Genomic DNA, 7131 nt, shown 5'->3' with positions numbered 1-7131 from the left:
CGGGTCCGGGCGGCTCGCGATCCAGGCCCGGCGCGCGGGTCCTGCCAGCCCGGCACCCGCCAGGTCAGCACCTCCGCCGCGATCACCAGCGCGACGGTGAACGGCACGCCCTGCGGCAACGGCAGCCCCAGCATCGCCAGCGCCGCCACATACACCAGGCAGGTCAGCGCGTGGAAGCCGGCGCCGGGCACCTGTGCCGCCGTCAGCGCCAGCATCCCCGCCAGGACCACCCATACCCGCCACGAGCCGCGCCAGCGCGGCATCCGCGGCCCGATGAAGCGCACCGCCGCCAGATAGGTCACCGCGAACAGGGCGAGGGCGGCGAGACCCACATCCCGCCGCCACCCGTCCGCCCGCGACAGCGCCGACAGGTTCTGCCCCAGGTAGAACAGCCACACCGCGGCGAACAGCCACGCGAGCCTGTTTGCCCGCGGACGCTCACCCTTCCCACCGGCGCCGTGTCCGTGCTTCCCACCGGCGCCGTGTCCGTGCTTCACACCCGCGCGGTGTCCCTGCGGAAGCGCCACATCGCCCCCGCCGCGAACAGCGCCGTCCAGGCCACCACGTTCACCACCGCCACCCACAGCTCCCCCTCGTGCGCCAGCGGCGCCCGGGCCAGCACCCCCACCCCGTAGGCGGGCGTGAACCGCGCGATGCTCGCGAACACGTGCCCCAGCGAGTCCACCGGCACGAACAACCCGCCCGCGAACGACAGCACCGCCAGCACCGGCCCCAGCACCTGCATCACATTCTCACTCGGCAGCAGATAGCCCATGAACAACCCGAACGCCGCGAACACCAGCGCGCACACCCACGCCAGCAGCCCGCACCCCACCCAGGCCGACACCGGCATGTCCGCCCCGGCGAACGCCCCCACCACGAACGTCGCCACCACCGACACCGCCCCGACGACCATGGCCAGGACCAGCTTCACCGCCACATACGCCGCCGGCGTCAGCGGGGTCAGCCGCAACTGCCGCGACCAGCCCACCGCCCGCTCCACCGACACCATCGCCCCACCGGCCGTGCACGCCAGCATCGCCCCGTAGACCGCCATGCTGACCAGCACGAACGCCGTCAGGTTGCCGTCGCCGGCGCGCGTCGAGCGGTAGTCGGCGTTCGCACCGAACAGCAGGAAGAACACCGGCGGCATGATCACCGTGAACACCACCGTGCGCCGGTTGCGGGCCATGCGCCGCAGCTCCAGCCCCAGCATCCCCGCCGAGAACCCGCCCCAGCGCCGCACCGCCGGTGCCGCCGCGCTCATCGGGTCACCGCCCCGGCGTCGTCAGCGGTCAGCGCGTCGTCAGCGGTCAGCGCCAGGAACGCCTCCTCCAGGTTGTGCGCCGCGATCTCCAGGTCCCGCGCCGGCGTGCGCGTCAGCAAGAACCGCGCCACCTCGTCGGAGTCCTTGCCCCGCACCACCACCGACTCCCCCCGCACTTGGACCTCGTCCACCCCCGGCAGCGCCCGCAGCGCCGCCTCGTCGGCCCCCGGCCACCACGCGCGCACCGTGCGGCCCGACGCCATCGCCTTGACCTGCGCCGCCGACCCGTCGGCCACCACCCGGCCCCGGCGCACGAAGACCACCCGGTCGGCGTACGCATCCGCCTCGTCCAGATAGTGCGTCGCGAAGATCACCGTGCGGCCCGAGCGCGCATCGGCGCGGATCGCCTCCCAGAAGTCGCGGCGCCCCGACACGTCCATCCCCGTGGTCGGCTCGTCGAGGATCAGCAGCTCCGGATCCGGCAGCAGCGCCATCGCGAACCGCAGCCGCTGCTGCTGCCCGCCCGAGCACTTGCCCACCAGCCGGCCGCCGATCTCCGCGATGCCGGCCCGGCGCAGCACCGCGTCGACGTCACGGCGCGAACGGCCGAACAGCGCCGCCGTCAGCCGCACCGTCTCGGCCACCGTGTAGTCCTTGAGCAGCCCGCCCGACTGCATCACCGCCGACACCAGCCCCCGGGCCACGGCCTCGCGCGGCGCGCCCCCCAGGATCCGCACCGACCCCGCATCCGGCGCCGACAGCCCCAGCATCATGTCGACCGTGCTGGTCTTGCCCGCCCCGTTGGGCCCCAGCAGCGCCACCACCTCGCCGGCGCCGATCCGCAGATCCAGCCCGTCGACCGCGGTCACCGCGCCGAAGCGCTTCACCACACCCTGCAGCTCCACCGTCATGCCCCCAAGCCTGCGCGGGGCGCGGGCCCGGTGTGCAGGCCACCCGTCACCTCTGCCCCATGACATCCGTCAGGGGTCCATCGGACGAAAGGACCGACCCCACCGGCCGCCCGGCGCTGCCGATCAACCCGCCCGCGCGTCCACACTGGACCGGTTCACCGCATCCCGCCGCGACGGTGAGGAAACCCGCCACCCGGGGCGGTCCGGGAAGTCCCCAACCTTCCCGACCGGGACGGCCGCACCGGGTCCGGGCCGCCGCGGGCGACGCTTCCAGCGCCCGCGGCGGTCACCGCACCGGTCTGGCCGTACGCCCGATCGGTGACACGGTCGCGGACACGTGGGCGTGGCTGTCGGCGCTGGACGGGCCGGCGCCGCAGCGTCCCGATCGGCCAGTGGTCGGCCTCGACCCGGCCAAGGAGGCGGCCGTCCCGGCGTGACCTCGCCCACGCCGCGGTCACCGGGGCCGCGCACCGGCGCCGTCCGGGCCACCCCCTCGTCACCTGACCTGAGCTGCCCAAATGAAATTGATGGGTCGTCGTTGATTCCTTTTGGTTTGGTCTTTGTGCGGTCCCGATGAGACGGCGCACACCCTGTAGAGCATCCTAGGATGTTAGGGTGGGCGGGTCGCTGCCGGACAATGAGCGCGTGCCTGCCGCCGATGCCGTCCAGACCCGTGCCGAGCTCGCGGTCGTGCGCCCCGAGCTGATCGGGGCGTTCGACGCCGCGCTGCCGCGTGCCCGCGCCGAGATCCTCGCGCGGGTGCTGGGCGCGCTGCGGCGTGAGGGGCTGCCCGGGGCGGCGCGGGTGCGCTACCCGGCGGCGGCCGCGGCGATGTTCGCGCAGGCGCCGCCCGGGCTGACCGTCCACGTCGGCGACCGGGCCGTGCAGGATCCCGCCGAGCTGGCCGGGCTGCTGGGCTGGGCGGCCGGGTTCGTCGCGGAGCTGGGCAACAGCGTCGCCAACCTGGCCCTGGCGTACGCCGACCCTCCCCCACCGCGACCGCTGCTCGGCCCCGTCGGCGGCGCCGGCCCCGCCGACGGCGCCGGGCTCGCCGACGGCGCCGGGCTCGCCGACTTCGAGCAGCTGGTCCTCGACGGGCACCCGCTGCACCCGTGCTGCCGCACCCGCGCCGGCCTCGACGTCGCCGGGGTCCTCGCCTACGCGCCGGAGCACCGGGCGTCGCTGCGGCTGGTGCGGCTGGGCGTGCCGGCCGGGCGGTGGCACGGCGACGGGCCGCCGCAGTTGCTGGCGCATCCGTGGCAGGCCGAGCGGCTGCTGGCGGAGTTCGGGTGGCTGACCCGGCTCGGGCGCAGCGGCCCGGTGCGGCCGCTGATGTCGCTGCGCACCGTCGACGCCGGGCACGAGCACGTCAAGACGGCCGTCGACATCCAGATGACCTCGGCGGTGCGGACCGTGTCGCCGGCGGCGGTGCACAACGGGCCCCGGCTGTCGGAGCTGCTGGGGGCCATGACGGCCGGGCTGGCGTTCGAGGTGCTGGCGGAGACGGCGGGGGCGGTGCTGGTGGACGGGCGGCCGGATCGGCGGCTGGCGCACGTGCGGCGGCGCGCGCCCCGGGTCGGGCCGGGTGAGGTGGTGCTGCCGCTCGCGGCGCTGGCGGCGGCGGACCCCGGCGACGGCCGGCCGCTGCTGTGGCAGGTGGCGCGGGATCCGTACGCCTGGTGGGAGCAGCTGACCGCGCTGCTGGTGCCGCCGCTGCTGCAGCTGCTCACCCGCGGGGTCGCGCTGGAGGCCCACGGGCAGAACACGCTGGTGGTGCTGCGCGCCGGGCGGCCGGTGCGCATCGTGTACCGCGACTTCGGCGGGGTGCGGGTCAGCCCGCGCCGGCTGGCCGCCGCCGGGCTGCCGGTGCCGCCGCTGGCCGGGGACCTGCCCTGCGACGATCCGCAGCAGTTGCGCACCAAGCTGGCCGCGGCGCTGTTCGCGGCGGCGACCGGTCAGCTGGTCGCCGTGCTGGCACGCGGTGGCGCCGACGCGGAGAAACTGTGGACCGTCACCGGCCGCGCGGTGGCCGCCACCGGCACGCCGGACGCGCGGGCGCTGCTCACCGGGCCGTTGCCGGTCAAGGCGACCACGGCGATGCGGCTGGCCGCGGACCCGCTCGACGACATCTGGGCGTCCGTGCCCAACCCCTTGGAGGTGGCCGCATGACCAGCAGTGTCGCGCCGGGGCGGCTGGCGCTGTCCGCCGCGCACACCGGTGCCGCGCTGGCGGTGCACGCCCCGCAGCTGCTGGCCGGGTTCGAGGCGGCGCTGGGCCCGGCGGCGGACACGGTCGGGCGGCGGCTGCTCGGGGCCCTGGTGCGCGAGCGGCTCGTGCCGCCGGCGCCGGGCGGCCGGCGCCACGCGTTCGGCCGGGTCGAGTACGCCCGGTCCGACGCCGACGATCCCGCCGAGCTGGTGCCCGTCCACCTGCCCGGGGCGGCCGGACTGGCCCGGGAGCTGCGCAACGCCGTGATCAACCTGGCGGTGGCGGTGGCGCGGCAGCCGTTGCTGCCCGTGGTGCCGGCCGGCGCCGGCGCCGACGAGCTCGCCGTGGCCGGGGAGCGGCTGGCGGTGGCCGGGCACAACCTGCACCCGTGCGGACGGACCCGGCTGGGCTGGGACACCACCGACGTGCTGGCCCACGATCTGGAGGCCGGGCACACCCGGGTCGGGTTCGTGGCCGTACGCGACGACGCGCACCTGGGCGACGACGTCGGGGCGGCGCTGCGCGAGGCGTACCCGTGGCTGCCGCAGCCGCCGCCCGGCTTCCACCTGCAGCCGGTGCACGCGTGGCAGCGCGACTTCGTGCTGCGCAGCCGCTACCGGGAGCTGATCGCCGGCGGGGCGGTGCGGGTGCTCGACGCCGAGCTCGACGCGGTGCCGACCGCGGCGCTGCGCACGCTGCTGCTGCCGGCCGGTGCCGACGGGCGGCGCCGGTACGTGAAGGTGTCGCTCGACATCCAGGTCACCTCCACCCGGCGCAGCATCTCGGTGGCCAGCACCCGCAACGGGCCCGCGGTGTCGCGGCTGCTGCACCGGCTGGCCGCCGGCGACCCGGACGCGGGGCGGCTGCTGCTGCTCGCCGAGACCGCGGGCGCCGCGGTGCCGGCCGGGTCGGGGCGTGACATGTCGGCGATCCTGCGCGACGGGCTGACCGGCCGGCTCGCCGCGGGCGAGGAGGCGGTGCCCGGCAGCGCGCTGCCGTTCGTCGCGGCCACGCTGGTGCGCCGGTTCGCCGCGGCGACGGGCCGGGCCGACGACGCCGCGGCGGCGGGGGCGTTCCTGGACGCGTACGCCCGGCTGGTCGTGCCGCCGCTGCTGCGCCTGACCCTGCACGGGGTGGCGTTCGAGGCGCACCTGCAGAACTGCCTGCCCGTCTTCGCCGCCGGGGTGCCGCGGCGGCTGGCCGTGCGCGACTTCGCGGGGATGCGGCTGCACCCGGGCCGGCTGGCCGCGGCCGGTCACGAGGTGGCGCTGTGGCCCGGGTCGGTGGTCGGCACCGGCGACCCCGGGGTGCTGCGCGCGAAGATCGGCTACACCCTGTTCCAGGCCCACCTCGGCGAGCTGGTGATCCGCCTGGGCGACTCGCACGGCCTCGACGAGACCACGGCGTGGCGCATCGTGCGGGCGGTGGTCGACCAGACGTACGACACGGTGCTCTCCGCCGGCCCGCCGCCGTGGCTGGCCGCGGCCGCCCGCGAGGACCACGCCGCGTTCACCGCGCCGCGGGTGCCGCACAAGGCGCTGGTGCGGATGCGGCTGGCCGGCGCCGGCGACGAGTACCTGCCCGTGGAGAATCCGCTGCATGTCCCTGCCTGATCGCGTCGCCGCGGCCCTGCGGTCACTGCCGGCGCCGGTGTGCGCCTACGTCTACGACCGCGCCGTGGCCCGCCGGCGCGCCGCCGAGGTGCGGGCGGCGCTGCCCGCCGGGACCGTCCTGCTGTACGCGGTCAAGGCCAACGGGCACCCCGAGATGGTCCGGGCCCTGGCCCAGGCGTGCGACGGCCTCGAAGTCGCCTCCGGCGGGGAGCTGCGGCTGGCCGTCGAGGCGGGGGCGCGGCGCCTCGTGTTCGGCGGGCCCGCCAAGACCGACGCCGAGCTCACCCTGGCGGTGCGGGCGGGCGCGCAGATCAACGTGGAGAGCGCTCACGAGCTGCGCCGCCTGGACGCGCTGGCCGCCGCCGAAGGGGTCGTGGCCGACGTGTGCCTGCGGATCAACCGGGCCGCCGCCGGGCCGTCGGGCAGCCATGCGATGACGGGTACGCCCACCGCGTTCGGCATCGACGAGACGCAGCTGGGCGAGGTGCTCGCCCTGCCCGCGCCGCACGTGCGGGTGATCGGCTTCCACCTGCACGCGGTGTCGAACAACCTCGACGGCGCCGCCCACGCCCGCTTCCTCACCGACTGCCTCGACTGGTCGGTGCGCACCGCCCGCGAACACGGGCTGCGGCTGCGCGTGGTCAACGCCGGCGGCGGACTGGGCGTCGACTACCGCAGCGCGGCGCGCATGGACGTGGCGGCGCTGCGCGACGTGCGGGTGCCCGGCGGGGTGACGCTGATCGTCGAGCCGGGGCGGTTCCTGGCTGCGGACGCCGGCTGGTACGCGGCCACGGTGCTGGACGTCAAGCGCACGCACGGGCGGTGGTTCGCGGTGCTGCGCGGCGGGACGCATCACTTCCGGCTGCCCGCGGCGTGGGGCTACAGCCATCCGTTCACCGTGCTGGACGTGCCGCAGTGGCCGTACCCGTGGCAGCGGCCGCAGGTACGCGACGCCGAGGTGGACGTGGCCGGCGAGTTGTGCACGCCGCGCGACGTGCTGGCGCGCGGGGAGCGGGTCGGGCTGCTGCGGGCGGGCGACGTGGTGGTGTTCGGGCGGGCCGGGGCGTACGGGTGGGACATCTCGCACCACGAGTTCCTGCGCCACCCGCCGCCGGAGTTCGTGATCCTGTGA

5 protein-coding genes and 1 pseudogene are annotated in these 7131 nt (G+C 76.3%); 3 read left to right on the top strand and 3 right to left on the bottom strand.

Translation table 11 applies throughout. From position 1 onward, the window contains the following. The 3 genes and pseudogenes from RBH18_RS12315 to RBH18_RS12305 form a co-directional block, all read right to left on the bottom strand. Nucleotides 1–398 (bottom strand): annotated as a pseudogene (locus tag RBH18_RS12315) (sensor histidine kinase); the annotation flags it as partial. Nucleotides 399–493: 95 nt separating this feature from the next. Next, the gene (locus RBH18_RS12310; protein ID WP_306207045.1) at nt 494–1267 is read right to left on the bottom strand and encodes an ABC transporter permease; all 774 of its coding nucleotides are present in this window, start codon (nt 1265–1267) and stop codon (nt 494–496) included. Then, on the bottom strand, nt 1264–2178 hold the full coding sequence (locus RBH18_RS12305; protein WP_306207043.1) for an ABC transporter ATP-binding protein: 915 nt from the start codon (nt 2176–2178) through the stop codon (nt 1264–1266). Before RBH18_RS12305 ends, RBH18_RS12310 begins: the two co-directional genes overlap by 4 nt. 645 nt (nt 2179–2823) lie before the next feature. On the opposite strand from RBH18_RS12305, the gene RBH18_RS12300 reads away from it, so the two are divergent. From RBH18_RS12300 to RBH18_RS12290, 3 genes are read left to right on the top strand one after another with little or no spacing between them, the layout of a single operon-like run. Further along, nucleotides 2824–4347 (top strand): IucA/IucC family protein, encoded by a 1524-nt coding sequence (locus tag RBH18_RS12300; RefSeq protein WP_306207041.1) that lies wholly within the window; start codon nt 2824–2826, stop codon nt 4345–4347. After that, on the top strand, nt 4344–5999 hold the full coding sequence (locus RBH18_RS12295) for an IucA/IucC family protein (protein ID WP_306207039.1): 1656 nt from the start codon (nt 4344–4346) through the stop codon (nt 5997–5999). Before RBH18_RS12300 ends, RBH18_RS12295 begins: the two co-directional genes overlap by 4 nt. Then, nucleotides 5986–7131 (top strand): alanine racemase, encoded by a 1146-nt coding sequence (locus tag RBH18_RS12290; protein WP_306207038.1) that lies wholly within the window; start codon nt 5986–5988, stop codon nt 7129–7131. The genes RBH18_RS12295 and RBH18_RS12290 overlap by 14 nt, the downstream gene beginning before the upstream one ends.

The organism is Actinoplanes oryzae, from assembly GCF_030757795.1.
Classification (GTDB): Bacteria; Actinomycetota; Actinomycetes; order Mycobacteriales; family Micromonosporaceae; genus Actinoplanes.
The sequence above is the reverse complement of the archived record's forward strand: the minus strand, read 5'-3'. Positions and strand labels throughout refer to the sequence as shown.

Bases quoted from the DNA above. Each gene is read 5' to 3' on its own strand.
- RBH18_RS12310 (WP_306207045.1), bottom strand. From the start codon at position 1,267: ATGAGCGCGGCGGCACCGGCGGTGCGGCGCTGGGGCGGGTTCTCGGCG.
- RBH18_RS12305 (WP_306207043.1), bottom strand. From the start codon at position 2,178: ATGACGGTGGAGCTGCAGGGTGTGGTGAAGCGCTTCGGCGCGGTGACC.
- RBH18_RS12295 (WP_306207039.1), top strand. From the start codon at position 4,344: ATGACCAGCAGTGTCGCGCCGGGGCGGCTGGCGCTGTCCGCCGCGCAC.
- RBH18_RS12290 (WP_306207038.1), top strand. From the start codon at position 5,986: ATGTCCCTGCCTGATCGCGTCGCCGCGGCCCTGCGGTCACTGCCGGCG.